This window comes from Microbacterium ginsengiterrae (assembly GCF_014205075.1).
Classification (GTDB): Bacteria; Actinomycetota; Actinomycetes; order Actinomycetales; family Microbacteriaceae; genus Microbacterium; species Microbacterium ginsengiterrae.
In genome coordinates, this window is record NZ_JACHMU010000001.1 from 1220922 (window position 1) to 1243481 (window position 22560).

Genomic DNA, 22560 nt, shown 5'->3' on the forward strand with positions numbered 1-22560 from the left:
CCATGTTTCACGTGAAACATCACCGACGACGGATGACGGTGTGGCGATCCGCACCCTCGCCGTACGACTCGGAGACGAGGTTCCGGTCGGCGACGATGTCGTGCACGAGCTTGCGCTCGTAGCTGGACATCGACGGAAGCGAGGCCTGAGATGCCCCCTCGTCGAGCTTCAGCACCGCAGCATCCACGAGCTTCTCCAGCTGGCGGCGGCGCGCATCGCGCGACCCGCCGACGTCGAGGATCAGGCGCGAGAACGAACCGGTCTTGCTCTGCACGGCCAGACGCGTGATCTCCTGCAGCGCCTGCACGGTGTCGGGCTCCGACAGCACGGCGATGCTCTGATCCTCGGACTCCACGGAGACGTACGCACGTCCCTGACGGACGTCGAGGTTCAGATCACCGTCGATGTCGGCGATGTCGAGCAACTCCTCGATGAAGTCGGCGGCCACATCACCCTCGAGCTCCAACTGCTCGACGGTCGGCTCAGCACGCTCGACAGTGTTCTCTGCGGCCATCAGTTCGACCCCTTCTTCTTCGCACGCTTCTTGCTCACCGGCTGCTGACGCTTCGGGGCGGCCTGCTTGGCCTTCTCCGCTTCTTCCAGCAGACGGCGCTGCTCGGCCTCGTACGCAGCCATCGGAACGACCTTGCCCGAGGAATCGATCGCCTTGCCCTTGCGAGCCAGGCGCTCCTCGCGAGCCTTCGCCGCCTCAGAACCGGGGGTGGGCATCTCACGGATGACGAGGAACTGCTGAGCCATGGTCCACAGGTTCGAGATGAACCAGTAGACGACGACACCGAGCGGGAAGAAGACACCGGAGAAGATGAAGCCCAGCGGCAGCACGTAGAGCATGATCTTCTGCATCTGGTAGGCCTGGCCGGTCTTCGCCTCGGGCGAGAGGTTCTTCGAGATGATCTGCAGCTGCGTGAAGAACTGCGACGCGATCATGAGCACGACGAGGATCACCAGCAGGACGATCGCGACGGTGTTCTGCGTCTCGACGGCGTTGCCGAGCGTGCCGTGCAGTGAGACGGTTCCGAAGATCGTCGCGTCGTAGAACTCCTGCGTGAGCTCGGCGCTGAGGAAGCCGACTCCACCGAGCCCCGCCTGCGCGTGCTTGGTGACGTCGTTGAGCACACTGAACAGCGCGAAGAAGATCGGCATCTGCACGATGAGCGGCAGACAGCTCGACATCGGCGACGTGCCGTGCTTCTTGTACAGCGCCATGGTCTCGCGGCTCATCGCCTCGCGAGAGAGCTGGTCCTTCTTGCCCTTGTACTTCGCCTGGATCTTCTTCATCTCCGGCGCGATCTCCATCATCTTGCGCTGGCTCTTGATCTGCCGCACGAACAGGGGAAATACCGAAGCACGGACGACGATGACCAGACCGACGATCGACAGGATCCAGGTGATGCCGGATGCCGCGGGCAGACCCACCGCGGTGAACAGCCAATGCCATGCCACGAGGATGAGCTCGACGGCCCACTTCAGCGGCCACAGGATCGTGCCGAGCAGATCGAAACCACCTCCGCCGGAATCCGGAGCGGGCGTCGCAGACGCGAGCAGAAGGTCAAGACCCACTGTTCAGTCCTTTCGAGAGGGGACGACGAAACCTCGTGCGGTCAGGTCGTATCGGAAATGGTCGTGCGGACGGACGTCGTCGACGCCGCCCTGAGTCCAGGGGTTGCACCGCAGGATGCGCCATCCGGAGAGGGCCGCTCCCTTGATGGCACCGTGCTGCTGCACCGCTCCTACAGCGTAAGCCGAGCAGGAGGGGTAGTACGCGCACACGTCCCCGTAGATCGGGGAGATCACCGCGCGATATGCGGTGAGGAACGCCAGGACGAGGTTGCGAGGGATCAGCGGGATGCTGCGCACGAGGTCAGTGGCATGCAGGTGCCCTGTGCCCATCGCATAGGAAGGCAGGGCGCTCATGAGCGGGTCGCCGCTCGATCGAGCCTGGCGAGACACCGCGTGACGTCGGCCTTGAGCTCACCGAATGTCGCGGTCGCAGATGCAGGAAGGGCACGGATGACGACATCCGTGCCCTCTGGGACGTCTGCGATCGCCTCCGCGCACACGGCTTTCAGTCGCCGACGCACGGTGTTGCGGATCACAGCTGTACCCACCTGCTTGCTGATGATGAACCCGAATCGGGGTTCGCGCGCTTCGCCGGTCGTCAACATCGAGGTGACGACACGGCCGCCCCCGCACCGGACACCGCGACGGACGACCGACCTGTAGTCAGTGCCTCGCGTCAGTCGGAACGGACGGGCGAGCACGAGGCTTACGCCGAGAGCTCGGTGCGGCCCTTCGCGCGGCGGGCCGACAGGATGCCGCGGCCGGCGCGGGTGCGCATGCGGGCGCGGAAGCCGTGCTTCTTGGCGCGACGACGGTTGTTGGGCTGGAACGTGCGCTTGCTCATGGAATCACTCCGGAAATGTTGTCACCGGATGAGTACGACCGGAGACATAGGGAACTGCCCAGAACCGGGCATAAGTCAACCGATTAAGGGTACGTCTTGGCGGCGCGGAGAGCAAATTGCCCGCGCCGGCGCATCCCGACCCCGTCGAGGTACTGATCAATTATCCACAGGGAGGCCATGGACCGTGCGCGGGACACACCCCGGGTTCTCCACAGGCAGCTTGCCCAGAACAGCGCGGATGACTACCGTTGCAGACGAAGTTATCCACAGGGAGAAGCCGGGGCCACGAGCCCGTTCCTCCACAACCCGTCCGGAGCCCAGATGTCCTCTTCCGCCCAGCCCGACGTACCGATCTGGGCCCAGGTGCTGGACCTGCTGGAGCAGGACGACCGCGTCACCCCACAGCTGCAGGGCTTCCTCAGCCTCGCCGTGCCCGCCGGCGTCATGAGCGGGACGCTCTATCTCGATGTGCCGAACGATCTCACCGCAGCGCAGATCAACAAGCGTCTGCGCGTTCCCCTGATGGAAGGTCTCGCCCGGCTCGGGCAGGAGGTCACCTCGTTCCGGGTGGTCGTGAACCACGAGCTCGCCGAGCAGCAGACCACGCCCATCGCGGTGGCGGACTTCGGACGTCCGGAGGCACCTCGCACAGACCTCCCCCTCGAGCAGCCGGCTCGGCACGAGTCACGCCTGAACCCGAAGTACACCTTCGACAACTTCGTCATCGGCCAGTCCAACCGATTCGCCCACGCCGCGGCGGTCGCTGTCGCGGAAGCGCCGGCGAAGGCGTACAACCCGCTGTTCATCTACGGCGACTCCGGTCTCGGCAAGACGCACCTCCTGCACGCCATCGGCGACTACGCGCAGTCGCTCTACACCGGAGTCAAGGTCCGTTACGTCTCGAGCGAGGAGTTCACGAACGACTTCATCAACTCGATCGCGAACAACCGCGGCTCGGCGTTCCAGGCGCGGTACCGCGATGTCGACATCCTTCTCATCGACGACATCCAGTTCCTGCAGGGTCGCGCCGAGACCCAGGAGACGTTCTTCCACACGTTCAACACGCTCCACGATCACAACAAGCAGATCGTGATCACGAGTGACGTCGCTCCCAAGCACCTCACCGGTTTCGAGGACCGCATGCGCAGCCGCTTCGAATGGGGTCTCATCACCGACGTGCAGGCGCCCGACCTCGAGACGCGCATCGCGATCCTCCGTAAGAAGGCACAGAGCGAGGCTCTGCACATCCCCGACGAGGTCCTCGAGTACATCGCGACCATCGTCTCGTCGAACATCCGTGAGCTGGAGGGTGCGCTCATCCGCGTCTCGGCGTTCGCGAGCCTGAACCGCTCCCCGCTGGACATCTCCCTCGCCCAGTCCGTGCTGCGCGACATCGTCGACACGGCCGAGGACAACATCATCTCGCCGACCGACATCATCACGGCCACCGCCCAATACTTCAAGCTCACGGTCGACGACCTGTACGGATCGAGCCGTTCTCAGCAGATCGCCACGGCCCGACAGATCGCCATGTACCTCTGCCGTGAGCGGACCAACCTGTCGCTGCCGAAGATCGGCCAGCTGTTCGGCAACCGCGACCACACCACCGTCATGTACGCGTACAAGAAGATCAGCGACCTCATGAAGGAGCGCCGCTCCATCTACAACCAGGTCACCGAGATCACCACTCAGCTCGGCCGTCGCTGAACACGCCGGATCCGGAGTTGACAGCGGTACGCCGCATCCCGTTAGATGCGGCTTTGCACATGTGGATAACTTGTGGATGAATCCGAAGTTCCTCGGGACGAATGTGTGCGAATCCCGGCATACTGTGGATAACTCCGGGGAGAGCGGATTTCAGCGGCACCCTGTTTTCACGCGGATTCCTCATCGATTCCACATGTCACACCCGTGTAGTTCCTTACGGCCGCTTGCTATCCACCGAGTTATCCACAGTATCCACAGGTGTTAACACCGTTAAGAAGTTAATCCTCTGGAAGCGCGATCCGATCACCTCGAAGGTGCGGAAACCCGGCGTATGGCGCACTGTCGCTGTGGGGATACGATGGGAACCCCCTGAGGTGGCCGAACCCACGCAGGTCTTGTAATTCACGACGAGGGAGCGCCAGTGAGGTTCCAGGTCAACCGCGATGTCTTCAGCGAAGCAGTGTCGTTCGTCGTCAAGCTGCTTCCGCAGCGCAACCCCCAGCCGATCCTGGCCGGTGTGCTGATCGAAGCCGGCGATGACGGACTGACGCTCTCCGCCTTCGACTACGAGGCATCCGCACGGACGACCATCGATGCCACGGTGGACACTCCTGGCACGATCCTCGTCCACGGTCGACTGCTCTCCGACATCGCCAGCCGCCTTCCGAACGCGCCGATCGAGATCGCCGTCGAGGAGGACGGTGGCATCGCCGTCACCTGCGGATCGGCTCGATTCACGCTCGCAGCCATGCCGGTGGAGGAATATCCGTCGATCCCCGAGGTCACAGGGTCGTCCGGCGTCGTGCCGGCCGATGACTTCGGCACCGCGATCGCACAGGTCGGGTTCGCCGCATCCCGCGACGATGTGACCCCCGTGCTCACGGGTGTGCAGCTCGAGGTGTCCGGCCAGAACCTCAGCCTCGTCGCCACCGACCGCTACCGCGTCTCGCTCCGAGACGTCCCGTGGGACGGCGAGGCGTCCGAGCAGACGGCGCTCGTACCAGCCAGGACTCTGACCGAGGTCGGGAAGACGTTCGGTCACGCCGGTACCATCCAGGTCGCGTTCTCCGGCAGCGGCGATCGTGAGATCATCGCCTTCACCGCGGGCAACAAGACCGTCACGTCGCTGCTCATCAAGGGAAACTTCCCTCCCGTCCGGCGCCTGTTCCCCGAGCAGACCGACCACTACGCGGTCGTCAACACCGCCGACCTCATCGAAGCCGTGCGCCGCGTCGCGCTCGTGCTCGATCGCGCCGCACCGCTGCGGTTCACCTTCACGTCGGACAGTGTCACGATGGACGCGTCGGGGAGCGAGCAGGCCAGGGCATCCGAATCCGTCGACGCGCACCTCTCCGGCGGCGCCGATGTCACGCTCGGGCTCAACCCGCAGTACCTCACCGAGGCGCTGAGTGCGGTCAAGAGCGAGTTCGTGCGGGTGACGTTCACCTCGAGCGACAACGCCAACAAGCTCAGCCCTGTTCTCATCACGAGCCAGACGTCGGTCGACCAGGCAGGTTCCGACTCGTTCAAGTACCTGCTGCAGCCCAATCTGCTCCTGCGTTGACCGGCGGGCGCCGGATGAGCCGGCCCCGCCGGTGTCAGCGCCCGAGGATAGGGTGACGTCGTGATCGTGGAGCACCTGAACCTGGTCGACTTCCGCAACTACGAGGCCGCCGACCTGCAGCTCCTCCCTGGGCCGAACGTCCTGGTCGGCCGGAACGGGCAGGGCAAGACCAACCTCGCAGAGGCCGTCGTCTTCCTCGCCACGCTCGGCTCGCACCGGGTGTCGGCGGATGCGCCGATGGTGCGGGACGGAAAGGATTTCGCCGTCGTCCGTGCACGGCTGTCCGTCGGCGAACGGCGGGTGCTCACCGAGGTGCAGATCAATCGCCAGGGGTCGAACAAGGCGCGCATCAACGGGTCGCCGTCGAAGACGAGCGAGCTGCCGAGGTACGCCCATGTCGTCCTCTTCGCACCGGAGGATCTGCAGATCGTCCGCGGCGATCCGTCATCGCGACGTCGCTTTGCCGATCAACTGCTCATTCAGCGCACACCGCGCATGGCCGGAGTCCTCGCTGACTACGATCGCGTGCTGAAACAGCGCACCGCCCTGTTGAAATCGGCGAGGGCCCGCGGTGTCCGCGGCGAAGGACTCAGCACGCTGGACGTGTGGGATGACAAGCTCGTCGCGCTCGGATCCGAGATCATCGACGCCCGGATGCGGCTCGCGACCGACATGCAGCAGCCGCTGGCCGCGGCTTACACCGCGATCGCCGGCGCAGACCACCGACCGCAGCTGGAATGGGCGCTGTCGGTGACCGGTGGCGACCCGGAGGAGGGCGACCTCTCCCCCACTGATTCGCGTGGTGCACTGGCCGACATGTTCCGGACCGCCCTTCTCGCCAAGCGCACGCAGGAGATCGACCGAGGGCTCACCCTCGTCGGACCGCACCGGGACGACCTTCTTCTCCGGGTGCGCGATCTTCCCGTCAAGGGCTACGCATCGCACGGCGAATCCTGGTCCGTCGCGCTGGCGCTGCGACTGGCCTCGGCGGAACTGCTGCGTGCCGAGTCCCCCGCCGGCGACCCCGTCCTCATCCTCGACGACGTGTTCGCGGAGCTCGACGCGGATCGACGTCAGCGCCTCGCGTCGCTCACCGCCGGATACGAGCAGGTCATCGTCACGGCGGCCGTCGAGGAGGACATCCCGGAGCCCCTTCACCGTCACGTCGTCCGGATCCACGCGGGTACGATCAGCGATGAGCGGGGCCCGGCACAGACGGAGACATCCGGAGAGGCCGCGACGCCTGCCGAGAACGATGCACCGGAAGAATCCGACGATCAGGAGGAGCAGCCGTGACCGACGCGGACGCCCCTGAGACCGTCGCGACGTACCTGCGCCTGCGCGGGCTGAAGCCGAGCTCGAAGAGCTGGAAGCGTCGGCGCCGCATCGTCGATGATGACGACAATGCACCGTTCACGCCAGGACGCGACCCCGGTGCGCTCGGATCCATCCTCGATTCGCTCAGCCGCGAGGCGGGCTGGGAGATCACGCTCGCCCGCGAGGATCTCGTCAGACAGTGGGCGGAACTCGCCGGTCACGACACGGCGAAGCACTCCGAGCCGGTCTCTCTCGAGAACGGGATGCTGACGGTGAAGTGCGATTCGACGGCATGGGCGAAGAACCTGCAGTTCATGCGAGCGACCATTCTCACCGAGATCGGGCGGCGCTACCCGCATGCCGGTGTGGAGAACCTCCGCTTCATCGGACCGGACGTCCCTTCTTGGAAATGGGGGCCCAGAGCCGTCCCAGGGCGGGGTCCGCGCGATACCTACGGGTAGGACACCACGAAAGGGGTCCGGATCGATTTCAGGGCCACACACGGGCGTTCAGCGACGGAATCACCTCCGGAGGAGGCTAGACTGGACATTCGAGATATCGATGTGGAGAATCCCCTCTGATGACGCCTGAAAATCCTGTTGACGAGCCTGAATCCACATCCGGTGACACGCCGGCGAAGAAGCCATCGTTGGATTACGGCGCAGACCAGATTCAGATCCTCGAGGGTCTCGAGGCCGTGCGCAAGCGTCCGGGCATGTACATCGGATCGACAGGTCCCCGCGGTCTGCACCACCTGGTGTACGAGATCGTCGACAACTCCGTCGACGAAGCTCTCGCCGGCTACGCCGACACGATCGTCGTGACGCTCCTCGCCGACGGCGGTGTGCGCGTCGTCGACAACGGCCGAGGCATCCCTGTCGACCCGCACTCCTCCGATCCGACGAAGTCCACCGTCGAGGTCGTCCTCACGATCCTGCACGCGGGCGGAAAGTTCGGCGGCGGAGCCTACGCCGTCTCCGGTGGTCTGCACGGCGTCGGATCGTCCGTCGTGAACGCCCTTTCGACACGGTTCGACGTCACTGTCAAGCAGAAGGGCTTCGCGTGGCATCACAGCTTCGCGAACGGCGGCGCTCCCCAGCAGCAGCTCGTCAAGGGTGAGCCGAGCGATGAGACCGGCACCGACATCACGTTCTGGCCGGACCCTGAGATCTTCACGGAGTCGGTGGAGTTCGATTACGACGTGCTGCGCACCCGTTTCCAGCAGATGGCGTTCCTCAACAAGGGACTGCGCATCGAGCTGCACGATGAGCGCGAGAACTCGACCTATGAGGTCGAGGAGGAGGGCACGACGGTCACGAAGCGCCGAGAGGACGTGTTCCTCTACGAGCGCGGCCTCGTCGACTACGTCGAGTATCTGAACAAGGTGCGCCACGCCGAGGCGGTGACCGAGGAGATCATCGACTTCGAGGCCGAGGACACCGATCGGAAGATCTCGCTCGAGATCGCGATGCAGTGGACGACCGGATACTCCGAGAACGTCTACACGTACGCGAACACGATCAACACCCACGAGGGCGGCACGCACGAGGAGGGTTTCCGCGCGGCACTGACCACCCTCGTGAACCGCTACGCCCGCGCCAACAACCTCCTCAAGGAGAAGGACGACAACCTCTCCGGTGATGACGTGCGCGAAGGTCTGACCGCCGTGATCTCGATCAAGCTCGGCGAGCCGCAGTTCGAGGGTCAGACGAAGACCAAGCTCGGCAACACCGAGGCGAAGGCGTTCGTCCAGAAGATCGTCGGCGACCAGCTCGGGGACTGGTTCGAGCGCAACCCCGCCCAGGCGAAGAACGTCATCCGCAAGGCGATCGATGCCGCGACCGCTCGGATGGCGGCTCGGAAGGCGCGCGAGACCGCTCGGCGCAAGAGCGTCTTCGAGTCTGCGGCGATGCCCGACAAGCTCAAGGACTGCACGAGCAAGGACCCGTCGATCAGTGAGATCTTCCTCGTCGAGGGAGACTCCGCCGGCGGCTCCGCGGTGCAGGGTCGTGACCCGCACACGCAGGCGATCCTCGCCCTCCGCGGCAAGATCCTCAACGTCGAGCGGGCCCGCCTCGACAAGGCGCTCGCGAACAAAGAGGTCCAGGCCATGATCCAGGCCTTCGGCACCGGCATCGGCGAGGACTTCTCGATCGAGAAGGCGCGCTATCACAAGATCGTGCTCATGGCGGATGCCGACGTCGACGGCCAGCACATCACGACGCTGCTGCTGACGCTGCTGTTCCGCTACATGCGCGGTCTGATCGAGGCCGGTTTCGTCTACCTCGCGATGCCGCCGCTGTACCGGCTGAAGTGGTCGAACTCTCCGCACGAGTACGTGTACTCCGACGCCGAGCGCGATGCCCTGCTCAAGCACGGACTCGACAACGGCAAGCGCATCCCCAAGGACTCCGGCGTGCAGCGCTACAAGGGTCTCGGCGAGATGAACGCCAAGGAGCTGTGGGAGACCACGATGGACCACACCACCCGCACCCTGCGCCAGGTGACGATCGAGGATGCCGCCAGCGCCGACGAGATCTTCAGCGTGCTGATGGGCGAGGACGTCGAGTCCCGCCGCACGTTCATCCAGCGCAACGCCAAGGACGTCCGGTTCCTGGACATCTGACGCGCATCCGGATCTGAGAGAAGCACATGACTGACGAAGAACGCCCTGACATCAACGAGGCGCACGAACACGGCAAGATCGACCAGGTCGACCTGCAGTCGGAGATGCAGCGCAGCTACCTCGACTACGCGATGGCCGTCATCGTCGGGCGCGCCCTGCCCGACGTGCGGGACGGACTCAAGCCCGTCCACCGCCGCGTGATCTACGGCATGTACGACGGCGGATACCGCCCCGACAAGTCGTTCTCCAAGTGCGCCCGCGTCGTCGGCGAGGTGATGGGTCAGTATCACCCGCACGGTGACACCGCGATCTACGACACCCTCGTCCGACTCGTGCAGCCGTGGGCGCTGCGTTACCCGCTGGCTCTCGGCCAGGGGAACTTCGGCTCCCCCGGCAACATGGGCGCGGCCGCCCCCCGGTACACCGAGACGAAGATGGCTCCGCTCGCGCTCGAGATGGTGCGCGACATCGAAGAGGAGACCGTCGACTTCCAGGACAACTACGACGGCCAGACCCAGGAGCCCGTCGTCCTGCCGTCGCGCTTCCCGAACCTGCTCGTCAACGGCTCGGTCGGCATCGCGGTCGGCATGGCCACGAACATCCCGCCGCACAACCTCCGCGAGGTGGCCGATGCCGCGCTGTGGGCGCTGGAGAACCCGGAGCTTCCGCGCGAGGAGCTCCTGGAAGGGCTGATCAAGCGGATCCCCGGTCCCGACTTCCCGACGGGTGCGCAGATCCTCGGCACCAAGGGCATCCAGGAGGCCTACCGGACCGGCCGCGGATCCATCACGATGCGCGCAGTCGTGGACGTCGAGGAGATCCAGGGCCGCACCTGCCTCGTGATCACCGAGCTCCCCTACCAGGTCAACCCCGACAACCTCGCCGTCAAGATCGGCGACCTCGCCCGCGACGGCAAGGTGACGGGCATCGCGGACATCCGCGATGAGACCAGTGACCGTACCGGCCAGCGACTCGTCGTCGTCCTCAAGCGGGATGCCGTCGCCAAGGTCGTGCTGAACAACCTGTACAAGCACACGCAGCTGCAGGACAACTTCGGCGCGAACATGCTGGCGATCGTCGAAGGCGTGCCGCGCACGCTCGCGCTCGACGGCTTCATCGCGAACTGGATCACCCACCAGATCGACGTGATCGTCCGGCGCACGATCTTCCGCCTTCGCAAGGCCGAGGAGCGGATGCACATCCTGCGCGCCTACCTGAAGGCGCTCGACGCGCTCGACGAGGTCATCGCGTTGATCCGCCGCTCCCCCACGCCGCAGGAGGCGAACGAAGGTCTGCAGCGACTCCTCGAGATCGACGACATCCAGGCGGATGCCATCCTCGCGATGCAGCTGCGTCGCCTGGCCGCCCTCGAGCGCCAGAAGATCGTCGACGAGGCAACCGAGCTCGAGGCCAAGATCGCCGACTTCAAGGCGATCCTCGCCGACGAGGCCCGTCAGCGTGCGATCATCCGCGAGGAGCTCACGGAGATCGTCGAACGCTTCGGCGACGAGCGCCGCACGCACATCCTGCACGGCTTCGACGGCGACGTGTCGATGGAAGACCTCATCGCCGAGGAGGAGATGGTCGTCACCGTCACTCGCGACGGTTACATCAAGCGCACGCGCAGCGACAACTACCGGTCGCAGCACCGCGGCGGCAAGGGAGTCAAGGGTGCGCAGCTGCGCGCCGACGACATCGTCGAGCACTTCTTCGTCACCACCACGCACCACTGGCTGCTGGTGTTCACGGACAAGGGTCGCGTCTACCGGACGAAGACCTACGAGATCCCCGAGGCCGGCCGTGACGCCAAGGGCAGTCACGTCGCGAATCTCCTCGCCCTGCAGCCGGACGAGAACATCGCGCAGATCCTCGCGCTGGCGGACTACGACGAGGCGGAGTACCTCGTGCTCGCCACCCGCGACGGACTGGTGAAGAAGACGCGTCTGAGCGAGTACGACACCAATCGTCAGGGCGGCGTGATCGCCATCCGCCTCCGTGAGGACGACGAACTCGTCAGCGCGATGATCGTCGACGCCACCGACGACATCCTCCTCATCTCCCGGCACGGCATGTCCCTGCGCTTCAATGCGACCGACGAGGCGCTGCGTCCGATGGGACGCGCGACCGCCGGTGTGAAGGGCATGAGCTTCCGCGGTGAGGACACGCTCCTTTCGGCATCCGTCGCCGACGAGGACGGGTACGTGTTCGTCGTGACCGACGGCGGCTACGCCAAGCGCACCGCGATCAGCGAATATCGGGTGCAGGGACGCGGCGGCATCGGCATCAAGGTCGCCAAGCTCAACGACGACAGGGGCGTCCTCGCAGGCGGTCTGATCGTCAGTGAGGACGACGAGGTCTTGGTGGTTCTGTCCAGCGGCAAGGTGGTACGCTCTGCCGTGGCCGAGGTGCCTGCGAAGGGTCGAGACACCATGGGAGTGGTGTTCGCCCGGACGTCCGAGAAGGATCGCATCCTCGCAATCGCCCGCAACGGAGAGCGGGGCCTCGACGAGGTCGAGGCGGAGACGGCATCCGACGGAGCCGCACCCGAATCGGCACCGGCCCCCGAAACTGACCCGAGCCCTGAGGAAACAGACGCATGAGCACAGTAGCCGACAAGCTGGCGAAGAAGTCCACGCGCAAGACCGGCGGCAAGCAGGTCCGGCTGCGCCTGGTGTACATCGACTTCTGGTCGGCCGTGAAGCTGTCCTTCCTGGCAGCAGTGGCGATGGCCATCGTGACGATGGTGTCGTTCTTCCTCATCTACCTCGTGCTGCAGGCGACCAACCTCATCGCGCAGGCGGACGAGTTCGTCGGCAACGTCACCGACGGCGGGGTCTCGCTGGCCTCGCTGCTCGGACTGCCGCAGGTGATGGCGTTCGCCGCCGTCGTCTCGATCCTCAACCTCATCGTCTTCACGGTGCTCGGTGCGGTCGTGGCGGGTATCTACAACCTCGCCGTGAAGGTGACCGGCGGGCTGCTGGTCGGCTTCATGTCGAACTGACGATCTGCTGACGAAGGGCGGATGCTTCGGCATCCGCCCTTCGTCGTTCCGGCGGGCCATCGCAGCGGGTAGGGAAAACCCGAACAGAGCTCTCCGGATGACTCGGTGTCGACGCGGGCGGGGTCGGCCTACCGTTGAGGCATGACCACTCAGACTGCCTCCCCGCCACCGAGCGTCGCACGCACCGCGACCCGACCGAGGGTGTTCCTGACGATCCTCCACCTCGCGGCACTCGGAGTGATCGGCGCACTGGTGATCGGTGTCGTCGCGGCCCTGTTCGGGACCGGCGTCGGCCTCCTGTTCGCGTTCGGTATCGGCGTGGTGTTCCTCGTCGGCCTCGTCTACGCGCTGTTCGGGATCGCATGGTTCGAGGTCGTCCGCGTCCGCGGGCTGTACGACCTCGACGTCCCCGACCTCACGCTGCGCCGCCGGCTCGCGCCGGGGTTCGGTGGCTGGATCCGTCAGATCGGGCGGCAGAGCATCGACGGGCGCATGTGGCGCGCCCTCGCGAATTTCGCGATCGCCTGCGTGCTCGGTGCCGTCGTCATCCGGCTCTTCTGGGGCCTGGTGCGCTCGGCGATCTACGCGTTCACTCCCCTGTTCACCTCCGGTGAGATCGATGCGCCGTTCGGCACCACGATCGCGGCGGGGTGGGCTCCCGTCCTCGGCATCGTCGGAGTCGCGGCATCGCTGGCCGGGATGATCGGACTCGCGCTCCTGCACCGCGTCATCGCCCGCGGTCTCATCGTCCCCAGCCGCGCGGCGGAGCTCACCGAGAAGGTGCGGACCACCTCGGCGCAGCGCGAGGGCGCCGTCCGAGCAGCCGACGTGGAGCGTACGCGGATCGAGCGCGACCTGCACGACGGCGTCCAGCCGCGACTGGTGTCAGTCGGCATGACCCTCGGGCTCGCCCAGCAGAAGATCGACGACGACCCCGCCGCCGCCAAGGAGCTGATCTCCGAGGCGCACACCTCCACGAAGGCGGCCATCACCGAGCTGCGACAGCTCGCCCGCGGCATCCACGCCTCTGTGCTCGACGACCGCGGACTCGACGCGGCACTGTCCGCTCTGGCGAGCAGGTCGCACATCCCCGTCCATCTCGATGTGCGGATGAACGGCAGGTGCAGCCGGGATGCGGAGGCCGCCGTGTACTTCTCGATCGCCGAGTCGCTCACCAACGCCGCCAAGCACTCCCGCGCCAGCGAATGCCGGGTCGTCGTCAGGGTGCGCGACGGTGGCACTCTGTGGGCCAGAGTCGAGGACAACGGCATCGGGGGCGCGCAGGTGCAGCCCGGCGGCGGGCTCGACGGCATCTCGAACCGGGTGCTCGCGGCCGGAGGAACGTTCCGCATCGACAGCCCGCAGGGCGGGCCGACATCGCTGGAGGCGAGCGTGCCGTGCGCATCCTGATCTGTGAGGACTCCGTCCTGCTGCGCGAGGGCCTGATCCGTCTGCTCGAGGACGCCGGCCACGAAGTGGTCGCCGCGCTCGCCGACACCGAGGGCCTCACCGACACCGTCGAGAACACGGACCCCGAGCTGTGCATCCTGGACGTCCGGCTGCCGCCGACGTTCACGGACGAGGGGATCCGGGCGGCGCTCGGGTTGCGCAGGACGCACCCCTCCCTGCCGCTGCTCGTGCTGTCCCAGTACGTCGAGGAGCGCTACGCCAGCGACCTCATCGCCGCGCAGGGCGGCCCGCTCGGCTACCTGCTGAAGGACCGGGTCGCGGATGTCTCCGACTTCCTCGCCTCGGTGACGCGGATCGCTGAGGGCGGCTCGGTGCTCGACCCCGAGGTCGTCGCCCAGCTGCTCACCCGGCGGAACCGTGACGATCGGATGCTGCAGCTCACAGAACGCGAGCGCACGGTGCTCGCCCTGATCGCCGAGGGCAAGTCGAACCAGGCGATCGCCGGGCTGCTGTTCCTCTCCCCCGCCAGTGTGGAGAAGAACATCACCTCCATCTTCCAGAAGCTGGGCTTCGAGCAGGACGAATCCGGCAACCGGCGAGTGCTGGCCGCGCTCGCCCACATCGAGAACACCGGCGGTCAGACACCGCTCGGAAACCAGCCATGAGTCTTGAAAGCGATGACAGGAGAAACGCGATGAACAGCGAGACGCACGACCAGGGGAGCACAGGCGGCGTCCCCACCACTCCCCCGCCCGCACCGCAGAAGCTCGGTTCCGCACCCGAAGCCCCGTCCGGTCCGACCTCGAGCGGGCCGCGCCGTCGACCGGGCAAGGGAGCGGCCATCGCGATCGCGGCGTTCGGCGGAGTCGTGCTGCTGGGCGCCGGCGGCAACGCCGCGTTCGCTGCTGCACATGACGTCGCCGCCGCCTCGAACACGGGGCGTGGTGAGACCCAGACCGTGAGTGCGGCCGGACTCGAGAGTCTCACGGTTGATGTGGCAGCCAGCGAGGTGACGCTGCGGTTCGGTGACGTCGACGAGGCGACCCTCGTCGTCACCGGTGACCGCTCCCGCAACTGGACGCTCGAACGGGACGATGACGAGCTCGTCGTCCGCAGCCCGGAGCGCTCCTTCGGATGGTGGTTCGGAGGCGACTGGTTCGGAGGTGACTGGTTCGGGGATGACGAGAAGGCCGTCCTCACGCTGCCGGACAGCCTCGACGGCGGGCGCCTGGATGCGGACTTCGCGCTCAGCGCGGGAAGCCTCGACATCGAGGGCGTGTACGGGGAGGTCGACCTCGACGTCGGAGCCGGCGCGCTCCGGATGGACGGCGCCGCCACGTCGGTCGACGCGGATGTCAGTGCCGGTCGCGCCGACCTCGCGCTGCAGAACGTGTCGGAGGCCGACTTCCGCGTCGCGGCGGGCAAGCTCGTCGCCACCCTCACCGACGCCGCGCCGAGCTCGGTCATGATCGACGTCAGTGCGGGATCGCTGGATCTCACACTCCCCGATGAGACCTACGATCTGTCCCAGGACGTCAGCGCCGGGGACCTCGAGAACCGTCTCGACACGTCGAACGATTCGAGGTTCAAGATCGTCGCATCCGTCTCTGCGGGGGAGGTCGTCCTCCGCAGCCGGGACTGAACGGCGCCGATTCGGATTTTCCGCAAATCTCAGGTAAAGTTTCGGAGGTTGACGGGGCTATAGCTCAGGCGGTTAGAGCGCTTCACTGATAATGAAGAGGTCCCAGGTTCAAGTCCTGGTAGCCCCACACATCCCTCCTCGAGGGATCACCCGTCAGGGGCCTTAGCTCAGTTGGTAGAGCGCCTGCTTTGCAAGCAGGATGTCAGGAGTTCGAATCTCCTAGGCTCCACACTGTGTTGAGACAGTTCGAGAAAGCCCCGCCTCGTGCGGGGCTTTCTCGTCTCCGGATTCCCCGGCGGTCACTGCTCGTCGCGTAGGGACCGGACGAGCACGTTCCGGATGTGCTGCTCCATCGCGCGCTGCGCCTGCTGCGGATCGCCGGTCTCGAAGGCTGCGATGATCGCCTCGTGCTCGCCGATCGCCTCCTGCACGTCCGTGACACCGCGGTTCACGATCTGGCGGAGGCGGTGCAACTGCGCGCCGAGGTTGTCCTTCATCTCCGAGAGGTACCGGTTCCCGCAGTGACGGAAGATCACCCGGTGGAAGTCCTGGTCGCGCGCATAGTATTCCGCCGACAGCGCGACGTCGTCATGGTCGTCGTCCATGGCGGACATGATGGCCTCGCCGGCGGCGCGATGTCTTTCATGCGCGGCGCGCAGCTCCGGCAACAGCTCGGTGGTCGATGAGCCGGCGAGGAGCGCCGCCGTGCCCTCGAGCATCTCTCTGGCGCGGACGAGTTCGGTGATCTGCTCCGCACCGAGCGGAGGGGCCACACGATAACCCTTCAACGCCTCACGCGTCACGAGCCCCGTGCGCTCCAACTGCACGAGCGCTTCACGGACCGGCGTCGGGGACACTCCGAGCTGTCGTGCGATCGTGTCGATCGACAGTCGTGTCCCCGGTTCCGGGTCGCCGCGCAGGAGCAGCTCGAGGATGCTGTCGTGGACATCGTCGCGCAGCCCGCGCCGCGCGATGGTCGTGGTGTTGAAGGTGAGACTGTTCACTTGGGCGATCCTCAGACGTCGGGTGCGTTCAGATTATCGGGTCAGACGTCGAGCGCCTGATCTCCATCTTCCTATAGGATCTACGACTAGAGGCCTTCGCGGCCAGTCGAGTGATATGGAGCAATGATGTCCACAACCCTCACCGCCGAGACCTGGCCGGTCGGCGCGAACATGCTGGCGTTCGGAAACCGAGCGCCGGACGGTTCCCCTCTGGTGGACGCCTCCTCACTCGTGTGGGCGGCGCAGCTGCGGCAGGTGAAGGAGCTCGGCGTCGATCAGGTCGATCCGACCGACGCCTGGCTGTGCCTGGCCAAGCTCTCGGACGACCGGCTCGAGGAGTTCCGCGGCGTCCTCGACGGTGAGGGCATGAGCCTGTCGTCGATCTCCCTCACGCGCAATTCCGTGGTCGATCGCGGGCGGGGCGAGGAGAACCTCCGCGATGCGCACCGCTTCATCGACATCGCTCCGAGTTTCGGCGTCGGGGTCGTGAACACCGGCTTCATGCAGGACCTCACCCCGGAGCAGGCCACGGCGACATGGTTCTGGTTGGCGGAGGGCCACCGCGATGACCCGGCCCTGCGCGACCTCGCGATCGACCGCATCCGTGAGCTCGGCGACCATGCCGCCCGGCTGGGGATCCAGGTGAGCCTCGAGATGTACGAGGACACCTATGTGGGAACGGCGGACGAGGCCGTGGCGTTCCTCCAGGACGTCGACCACGCGAGCGTCGGACTGAACCCCGACATCGGGAACCTCATCCGGCTCCATCGGGAGATCGAGCCGTGGGAGGACATGTTCGAGAAGGTGCTCCCGCACGCGAACTTCTGGCACATCAAGAACTACACGCGCGACTTCGATCCGGCCACCGGGGCGTACGCCACCGCCCCCATGCCGCTGAAGTACGGCTACGTCAACTACCGCAAGGTCATCCGCCGAGCAGTCGAGCTCGGGTACGACGGTCCGTTCTGCTGCGAGCACTACGGCTCTGATTCGCTCGGGGTGGTCGCCGAGAACGTCCAGTACGTGCGCCAGGTGCTCGGGTCCGCGCTGAACGACCCGACGATCAGCCGCTGACCGCGGCATGACGGAGGCGCCGTCGCGCCTCAGCGTTCGGCGATGCGCTGCTCCCACCGAGCCCACATCGCCGGAAGCTCCGCCTCGAGGAACCGATACAGCTCGGTGACGTGCTCGAGGCGCGTGCGTCGTGCGGGGTCCGTGTCGTCGAGGAGTTCGAGCCCGCGCTCCGTGATCCGGCGGAACGCCGTGGTCTTGGCGTACCGCCCGGCGAGCATGCGGCTCCAGCCGTCCGGATGGATGCGCAGATACTCCTGCCGCTCGCCGCGCCGACGCACCGTCTCGACGAGGCCGCTGGGAATGAGCAGGCGCACCGCCGAGCTGATCGAGCTCCGGCTGACGTCGAGCACCCTCGCGAGGTCGGCCGCGCTCTGCTCGGGCGGATCGCTGATGAGCAGCCACCCGATCACGCGTCCAGGGATGAGGGGCATGCCCTCCGCAGCGAAGAAGGCGGCGATCTCGTCGACGTAGTCGAGTTCGCTCTCATCGGGAACTGTCATCCTTCTCCTTCACGTGACGAGTCCGCCGGACGCAGGAAGTCGGCGATGAGATCGTTGACGCGCTGGGGACACTGCCTGTTCGACCAGTGCCCTCCTCCCTCGATCAGCTCGAACCGTGCCCCGGGGATCAGTGCCGCCGCTGCACGGGACTGCGCGGGCGGCACCGCCTTGTCGGCACTGCCCTGGATGATGAGGGTCGGATGCCGGATCTCGGAAAGGCGAGGGCGCAGGTCCACACGCATCCGCAGGAAGCCGATCGAGGCGTTCTGCCAGTCCGATGAGCCGGAGCCGTGGGCGACGACGTCCGCGTGGTATTCGTCCACGATCTCGTCGAAGTCGTCGACCGGTCCGCCGAACAGCGAATTGCGCGCCACCCACGCGCACGCGGCTCGGCTTCGGAAGATCCACGACGGCAGCGTCCTGTTGAGCAGACGCGACTTCGCCGTCAGCCAGAGCATCTGGTGGATGACCGGCGGGAACGACAGGATGCCGGCAGGAGCCAGCGCGACCAGCCGCTCCACGCGCTCCGGCCGCTCGATCGCGTACGCCAGCGCCAGCGCGCCGCCCTGGGAGAGCCCGACGATCGAAGCGGCCTCGAGCGAGAAGTGATCGAGCACGGCATCGATGCATGCGAGCATCCGCTCATGGTCGGCGACGCCGTCCCATGGCGTGCTCGCGCCCTGCTTCGGCCAGTCGAGCGCGAACACGCGATGCTCCTCGGCCAGCACCGGGATGGCCCGTCGCCAGCTCAGCGAGACGTTGTCATCGCCTGCGCCGCTGAGGAGGAGGACCGGCGTGCCCTTCTCGCCGCGGGTGATGACCCGCAGCGCACCCTCTGGCTGAGGGATGAGGACGGATCGACCGAGGTCGGCGGCCGCGTCCGGAGATCGGGACATGCCGCGACGTTACAGCTATTACAGTCATCACTGCAATAGCTGTAACGGCCGTCGCCTCAGGCTCGGCGGGCGCGCACGCCCTGCGCGAGTGCCTCGAGAGCCGCCGTCGTCGCGTCCCAGCCCATGCACGCGTCCGTCACGCTCTGTCCGTAGACGAGGCGGGTGCGGACGCTCACATCGAGCTTCTGCGCACCGGCCTCGAGGTTGCTCTCCAGCATCACACCCGCGATCGCCGCCCCGTCCTCTGCGATCTGCGCACCGATCTCGGCCGCGACCTCTGCCTGTCGCACATGATCCTTGCCGCTGTTGGCGTGGCTGGCGTCGAGGATCACGCGGGGGGTGAGCATGGCGGCATCCAGGCGCTGCGCGGCGTCGCGGACGTGCGACGGGCCGTAGTTCGGACCGTCAGCGCCGCCGCGGAGGATGATCGAGGTGTCGGGGTTCCCGGTGGTGGTCACGAGGCTGGCGCGACCGTCGGTTCCGATGCCGAGGAATGCCTGCGGTGCCGACGACGCCGCGACGGCGTCGAGGGCGACCTGCAGACCGCCGTCCGTGCCGTTCTTGAAGCCGATCGGCATCGACAGCCCGGAGGCGAGCTGCCGGTGGATCTGGCTCTCCGTCGTCCGTGCACCGATCGCGCCCCAGGTGATGAGGTCGGCGGTGTACTGCGGGCTGATGGGCTCCAGGAATTCGGTCGCGCACGGCATCCCGAGAGCGGTGACGTCGCGGAGGAAGCCGCGTGCTCGGCGCAGTCCGGTCTCGATGTCGTGGCTGCCGTCGAGGTGCGGATCGTTGATGAGGCCCTTCCATCCGACGGTCGTTCGCGGCTTCTCGAAGTACGTGCGCATGACGACCAGCAGGTCGTCCCGGTGCACCTGGGCCTCGCGCACGAGGCGTCCGGCGTACTCCAGACCGGCCGCGGTGTCGTGGATCGAGCACGGTCCGACGACGACGAGCAGTCGGTCGTCCTCGCCGGCCATGATCGTCCGCACCTCGTCCCTTGTGCGGGCGACGAGTGCGGCGCGCTCGTCACCGATCGGAAGCTCAGCGGCGACGTCGCCGGGGGAGGGGAGCGTGGTGAACCGTGCGACGTGCAGGTCGGCGGTGGTCTCTGCTGCGGTGATGGTGCTCATGGGTCCTGTCCTGGGTGAGGGCGGACCCCGGATGCAGAGCCCGCCGAAACGGCGAAAGCCAGAGCGAATGCTCTGGCTTGTCGGCTCTGAAGGTGTCGGTACGCGCTAGATCGGCGCCGGCCCCTCCAGAGCCGACTCGAAATACGCATACCAACGGGATGTCATGGGATCGACCATACCGCATCGCCGGAGCACCGGGCGTCATGTGACGGAGCGACGTACGCGCTCTGCGAGGAAGGCGAGGTCTGCCTCGGTGAGCGCGGCGACGGCGTAGGACACCGGCCACACGTTCCCGTCGTCGAGGGCCGCGGGGGCTTCGAACTCGAAGGTCGCGTACCGCACCTTGAACTTGGACTTCGGCTTGAAGAAGCACACGACCTTTCCCGCCTCGTTCGCCCATGCCGGCATGCCGTAGTACGTGCGTGGCATGAGCTGAGGGGCGTTCTCGGTGACCATCGCGGCGATCCTCTCCGCGAGCGCCCGATCGTCATCCGGCATCTCGGCGATCTTGCCGTTCACCTCGGCCTCACCCTCTGCGCGCGCCTGCTCGGGGCTCTTCTTCGCCCGTGAGCGGCTCGTCCTGCTCTCGGTGAGCTTGGCCTTCATCGCCTCGCGCTCTTCTGCCGTGAAATTCTTGTCTGACATGGGGATTCCTTCCTCGTCCTCACAGCGTACGAACGCATCGGCGCGCGGTGCTTCTCGATTTCTGACGGATCCGCCGGAGAACTCCGGCCCGAACCCGCCCAGTAAGGTGAAGGCATGGATCTGCGGGTCGCGGCGTACGCGGTCATCACCGATGAAGACGACCGGGTGCTGTTGGCGCGCTGGACCGAGGGCCGACGCGCCGCATGGACGATGCCCGGCGGCGGCCTCGAGGCGGGGGAGGACCCGGAGGACGCGGTGCGCAGGGAGGTCCGCGAGGAGACCGGTTACGTCGTCCGCGTCGGAGAGCTGCTCGGCATCCACTCCCGTGTGATCCCGGCGACCCGGCGCACACACCACGCGGACGCGCCGCTGCACACGCTGCGCATCCTCTATCGCGCCGAGATCACCGGCGGCAGGCTCCGCTTCGAGGAGAACGGCTCCACCGACATGGCCGGCTGGTTCACGATCGGCGATGCGGCCGAACTGCAACGGGTCAAACTCGTCGACATCGCGCTGCGCATGGCGAAGATCATCTGACGCCAGACCCGGACGGCGGTCAGGCCTCAGGCACGGAGATGTCGGCGACCGTCGCACCATAGGCCGCGATGAGGTCGTCGGCGTCGACGAAGAGGCTGTATCCGTGCGCACCGGCGCCCATCGCGATGCGCTGACCGACGATCGACTCATCGGCGTATACGGGCCAGTCCGTTGTGCTCCCGATCGGCACGATCGTCCCGCGTTCGTAGCCCGTCGCGGCAAGGGCGAGCTCGGCCTCGGGCAAGCGGAGCCGGTTCACGCCGACGACCGCGCGCAGCTTCGGCCAGGAGATGGACCGACCGCCCGGGATGAGCGCGAACAGATAGGTGTCGTCCGAGCGCTTGACGACGAGCGTCTTCACGATCCCTGATGCCGGGATGCCGAGTTTCTCCGCGGCCTCGTGAAGGCTGCGCGCCGCAGGGCGCTCACGGAGCTCGACGGACAGGCCGCGGGAGGCGGCAGCCTCCCGGACCCGATCGAGCGGATCGCTCACGCGTCGGGCGCGGCCAGCGGGTCGTCCGCGACCCAGAGCTCGTCGTCCGTGCGCAGCGCCTGCCATGCGGCGTAGAGGACACCGGCTGCTGCCGCTGCGCCGAGGATGATCGCGACGATCGAGCCGAGACCGGGGCCCTGCTTCTTCTTCACGATGCGCCCGTTGGAGACCGTCAGGCCCTGACGCTTGGCGTTCGCCACGTCCCAGGCGGTCAGTGCACTGCCGACGACACCGCCGACGATCGGGACGACCTTGTCGTCCACGACGTGGCGGCCGAACTTCAGACCACGGTTCACGGTCGGGGCGACGTTGCGCTCGTACGCGTCCTGCACCACAGGAAGGACCTGCTCGCGCCCGACGTTGCCGAGCTGGCGGCTCGCCTCACGAGCGATGCCGGCGGCATGACCGACGAGCTGCTGCTGGTGCTCCCAGAGCTCGGTGGCGTCGTTCTGCAGACGGCGCAGTTCTTTCTTGCGCTTGCGGGTGAGGCTCACGATTGTTCTCCTGTCGAAGTGGAGTACGGGTTCCCCATCTTGCCAGACGAGCCTGGATCGCGGCACTGATTGCACTGACCCTTGTCATCGGG

The 22560-nt window shown here is 66.5% G+C and carries 24 protein-coding genes and 2 tRNA genes; 14 read left to right on the forward strand and 12 right to left on the reverse strand.

Annotation, left to right across the window (positions count from 1 at the left end):
- Nucleotides 1–19 precede the first annotated feature (19 nt).
- The 5 genes from HD600_RS06095 to rpmH are packed head-to-tail and all read right to left on the reverse strand — an operon-like array spanning nt 20 to nt 2425.
- A complete protein-coding gene (locus tag HD600_RS06095; RefSeq protein ID WP_184282258.1) occupies nt 20–514 on the reverse strand; it encodes a Jag family protein in 495 nt (164 codons plus the stop codon).
- Complete coding sequence (gene yidC, locus HD600_RS06100; RefSeq protein ID WP_184282260.1) at nt 514–1581, reverse strand: membrane protein insertase YidC; 1068 nt, start codon at nt 1579–1581, stop codon at nt 514–516. The genes HD600_RS06095 and yidC overlap by 1 nt, the downstream gene beginning before the upstream one ends.
- A gap of 3 nt (nt 1582–1584) precedes the next feature.
- Nucleotides 1585–1935 (reverse strand): membrane protein insertion efficiency factor YidD, encoded by a 351-nt coding sequence (gene yidD, locus HD600_RS06105; protein ID WP_144793840.1) that lies wholly within the window; start codon nt 1933–1935, stop codon nt 1585–1587.
- Nucleotides 1932–2282: a ribonuclease P protein component gene (gene rnpA, locus HD600_RS06110; protein ID WP_184282262.1), complete on the reverse strand. Its 351-nt coding sequence runs from the start codon at nt 2280–2282 to the stop codon at nt 1932–1934. Before rnpA ends, yidD begins: the two co-directional genes overlap by 4 nt.
- A 5-nt stretch (nt 2283–2287) precedes the next feature.
- On the reverse strand, nt 2288–2425 hold the full coding sequence (gene rpmH / locus HD600_RS06115; RefSeq protein ID WP_055952712.1) for a 50S ribosomal protein L34: 138 nt from the start codon (nt 2423–2425) through the stop codon (nt 2288–2290).
- 321 nt (nt 2426–2746) lie between these two features.
- On the opposite strand from rpmH, the gene dnaA reads away from it, so the two are divergent.
- The 12 genes from dnaA (at nt 2747) to HD600_RS06175 (ending at nt 15921) form a co-directional block, all read left to right on the forward strand.
- Nucleotides 2747–4132: a chromosomal replication initiator protein DnaA gene (gene dnaA, locus HD600_RS06120; RefSeq protein ID WP_144793847.1), complete on the forward strand. Its 1386-nt coding sequence runs from the start codon at nt 2747–2749 to the stop codon at nt 4130–4132.
- A gap of 421 nt (nt 4133–4553) precedes the next feature.
- Nucleotides 4554–5696, forward strand: coding sequence for a DNA polymerase III subunit beta (gene dnaN / locus HD600_RS06125; protein WP_184282264.1), 1143 nt, complete (start codon nt 4554–4556; stop codon nt 5694–5696).
- Between the two features lie 60 nt (nt 5697–5756).
- Complete coding sequence (recF, locus tag HD600_RS06130) at nt 5757–6992, forward strand: DNA replication/repair protein RecF (RefSeq protein WP_184282266.1); 1236 nt, start codon at nt 5757–5759, stop codon at nt 6990–6992.
- A complete protein-coding gene (locus HD600_RS06135) occupies nt 6989–7474 on the forward strand; it encodes a DciA family protein (protein ID WP_184282268.1) in 486 nt (161 codons plus the stop codon). Before recF ends, HD600_RS06135 begins: the two co-directional genes overlap by 4 nt.
- A gap of 119 nt (nt 7475–7593) precedes the next feature.
- Nucleotides 7594–9639 carry a DNA topoisomerase (ATP-hydrolyzing) subunit B gene (gene gyrB, locus HD600_RS06140; RefSeq protein WP_184282270.1) on the forward strand — a complete coding sequence of 682 codons (2046 nt, stop codon included), beginning with the start codon at nt 7594–7596 and terminating at the stop codon, nt 9637–9639.
- A 26-nt stretch (nt 9640–9665) separates the two neighbouring features.
- Nucleotides 9666–12239 (forward strand): DNA gyrase subunit A, encoded by a 2574-nt coding sequence (gyrA, locus tag HD600_RS06145; protein WP_184282272.1) that lies wholly within the window; start codon nt 9666–9668, stop codon nt 12237–12239.
- Nucleotides 12236–12640 carry a DUF3566 domain-containing protein gene (locus HD600_RS06150; RefSeq protein ID WP_144793865.1) on the forward strand — a complete coding sequence of 135 codons (405 nt, stop codon included), beginning with the start codon at nt 12236–12238 and terminating at the stop codon, nt 12638–12640. The genes gyrA and HD600_RS06150 overlap by 4 nt, the downstream gene beginning before the upstream one ends.
- A 141-nt stretch (nt 12641–12781) precedes the next feature.
- Entirely contained in the window at nt 12782–14050 is a 1269-nt protein-coding gene (locus HD600_RS06155) for a sensor histidine kinase (protein ID WP_184282274.1), read from the forward strand.
- On the forward strand, nt 14038–14715 hold the full coding sequence (locus tag HD600_RS06160; RefSeq protein WP_184282276.1) for a response regulator: 678 nt from the start codon (nt 14038–14040) through the stop codon (nt 14713–14715). Before HD600_RS06155 ends, HD600_RS06160 begins: the two co-directional genes overlap by 13 nt.
- 29 nt (nt 14716–14744) lie before the next feature.
- Nucleotides 14745–15692: a DUF4097 family beta strand repeat-containing protein gene (locus tag HD600_RS06165; protein ID WP_184282278.1), complete on the forward strand. Its 948-nt coding sequence runs from the start codon at nt 14745–14747 to the stop codon at nt 15690–15692.
- 53 nt (nt 15693–15745) lie between these two features.
- A tRNA-Ile gene (locus HD600_RS06170) sits at nt 15746–15819 on the forward strand.
- A 29-nt stretch (nt 15820–15848) separates the two neighbouring features.
- A tRNA-Ala gene (locus tag HD600_RS06175) sits at nt 15849–15921 on the forward strand.
- A 70-nt stretch (nt 15922–15991) separates the two neighbouring features.
- Here HD600_RS06175 and HD600_RS06180 read toward each other — a convergent pair.
- Nucleotides 15992–16696 (reverse strand): GntR family transcriptional regulator, encoded by a 705-nt coding sequence (locus HD600_RS06180; RefSeq protein WP_338402163.1) that lies wholly within the window; start codon nt 16694–16696, stop codon nt 15992–15994.
- Nucleotides 16697–16819: 123 nt separating this feature from the next.
- Here HD600_RS06180 and HD600_RS06185 point away from each other — a divergent pair, with 123 nt between their 5' ends.
- On the forward strand, nt 16820–17770 hold the full coding sequence (locus tag HD600_RS06185) for a sugar phosphate isomerase/epimerase family protein (RefSeq protein WP_241731629.1): 951 nt from the start codon (nt 16820–16822) through the stop codon (nt 17768–17770).
- Between the two features lie 29 nt (nt 17771–17799).
- Here the strand turns inward: HD600_RS06185 and HD600_RS06190 are convergent, their stop codons facing one another.
- The 4 genes from HD600_RS06190 to HD600_RS06205 form a co-directional block, all read right to left on the reverse strand.
- On the reverse strand, nt 17800–18270 hold the full coding sequence (locus tag HD600_RS06190) for a GbsR/MarR family transcriptional regulator (protein WP_184282280.1): 471 nt from the start codon (nt 18268–18270) through the stop codon (nt 17800–17802).
- A complete protein-coding gene (locus HD600_RS06195) occupies nt 18267–19166 on the reverse strand; it encodes an alpha/beta fold hydrolase (protein WP_184282283.1) in 900 nt (299 codons plus the stop codon). Before HD600_RS06195 ends, HD600_RS06190 begins: the two co-directional genes overlap by 4 nt.
- Nucleotides 19167–19222: 56 nt before the next feature.
- Nucleotides 19223–20299, reverse strand: a complete 1077-nt coding sequence (locus HD600_RS06200) for a 3-deoxy-7-phosphoheptulonate synthase (protein WP_184282285.1) — start codon at nt 20297–20299, stop codon at nt 19223–19225.
- Between the two features lie 201 nt (nt 20300–20500).
- Complete coding sequence (locus HD600_RS06205) at nt 20501–20944, reverse strand: hypothetical protein (RefSeq protein ID WP_184282287.1); 444 nt, start codon at nt 20942–20944, stop codon at nt 20501–20503.
- Between the two features lie 114 nt (nt 20945–21058).
- Between HD600_RS06205 and HD600_RS06210 the strand changes: the two genes are divergently transcribed.
- Nucleotides 21059–21481 (forward strand): NUDIX hydrolase, encoded by a 423-nt coding sequence (locus HD600_RS06210; protein WP_184282289.1) that lies wholly within the window; start codon nt 21059–21061, stop codon nt 21479–21481.
- Between the two features lie 19 nt (nt 21482–21500).
- On the opposite strand, the gene HD600_RS06215 is transcribed toward HD600_RS06210, so the two are convergent.
- Both HD600_RS06215 and HD600_RS06220 read right to left on the reverse strand, forming a co-directional pair.
- Nucleotides 21501–21974: a YbaK/EbsC family protein gene (locus HD600_RS06215; RefSeq protein WP_184282291.1), complete on the reverse strand. Its 474-nt coding sequence runs from the start codon at nt 21972–21974 to the stop codon at nt 21501–21503.
- Entirely contained in the window at nt 21971–22468 is a 498-nt protein-coding gene (locus HD600_RS06220) for a DNA helicase (RefSeq protein WP_144793889.1), read from the reverse strand. The genes HD600_RS06215 and HD600_RS06220 overlap by 4 nt, the downstream gene beginning before the upstream one ends.
- Between the last annotated feature and the right edge of the window lie 92 nt (nt 22469–22560).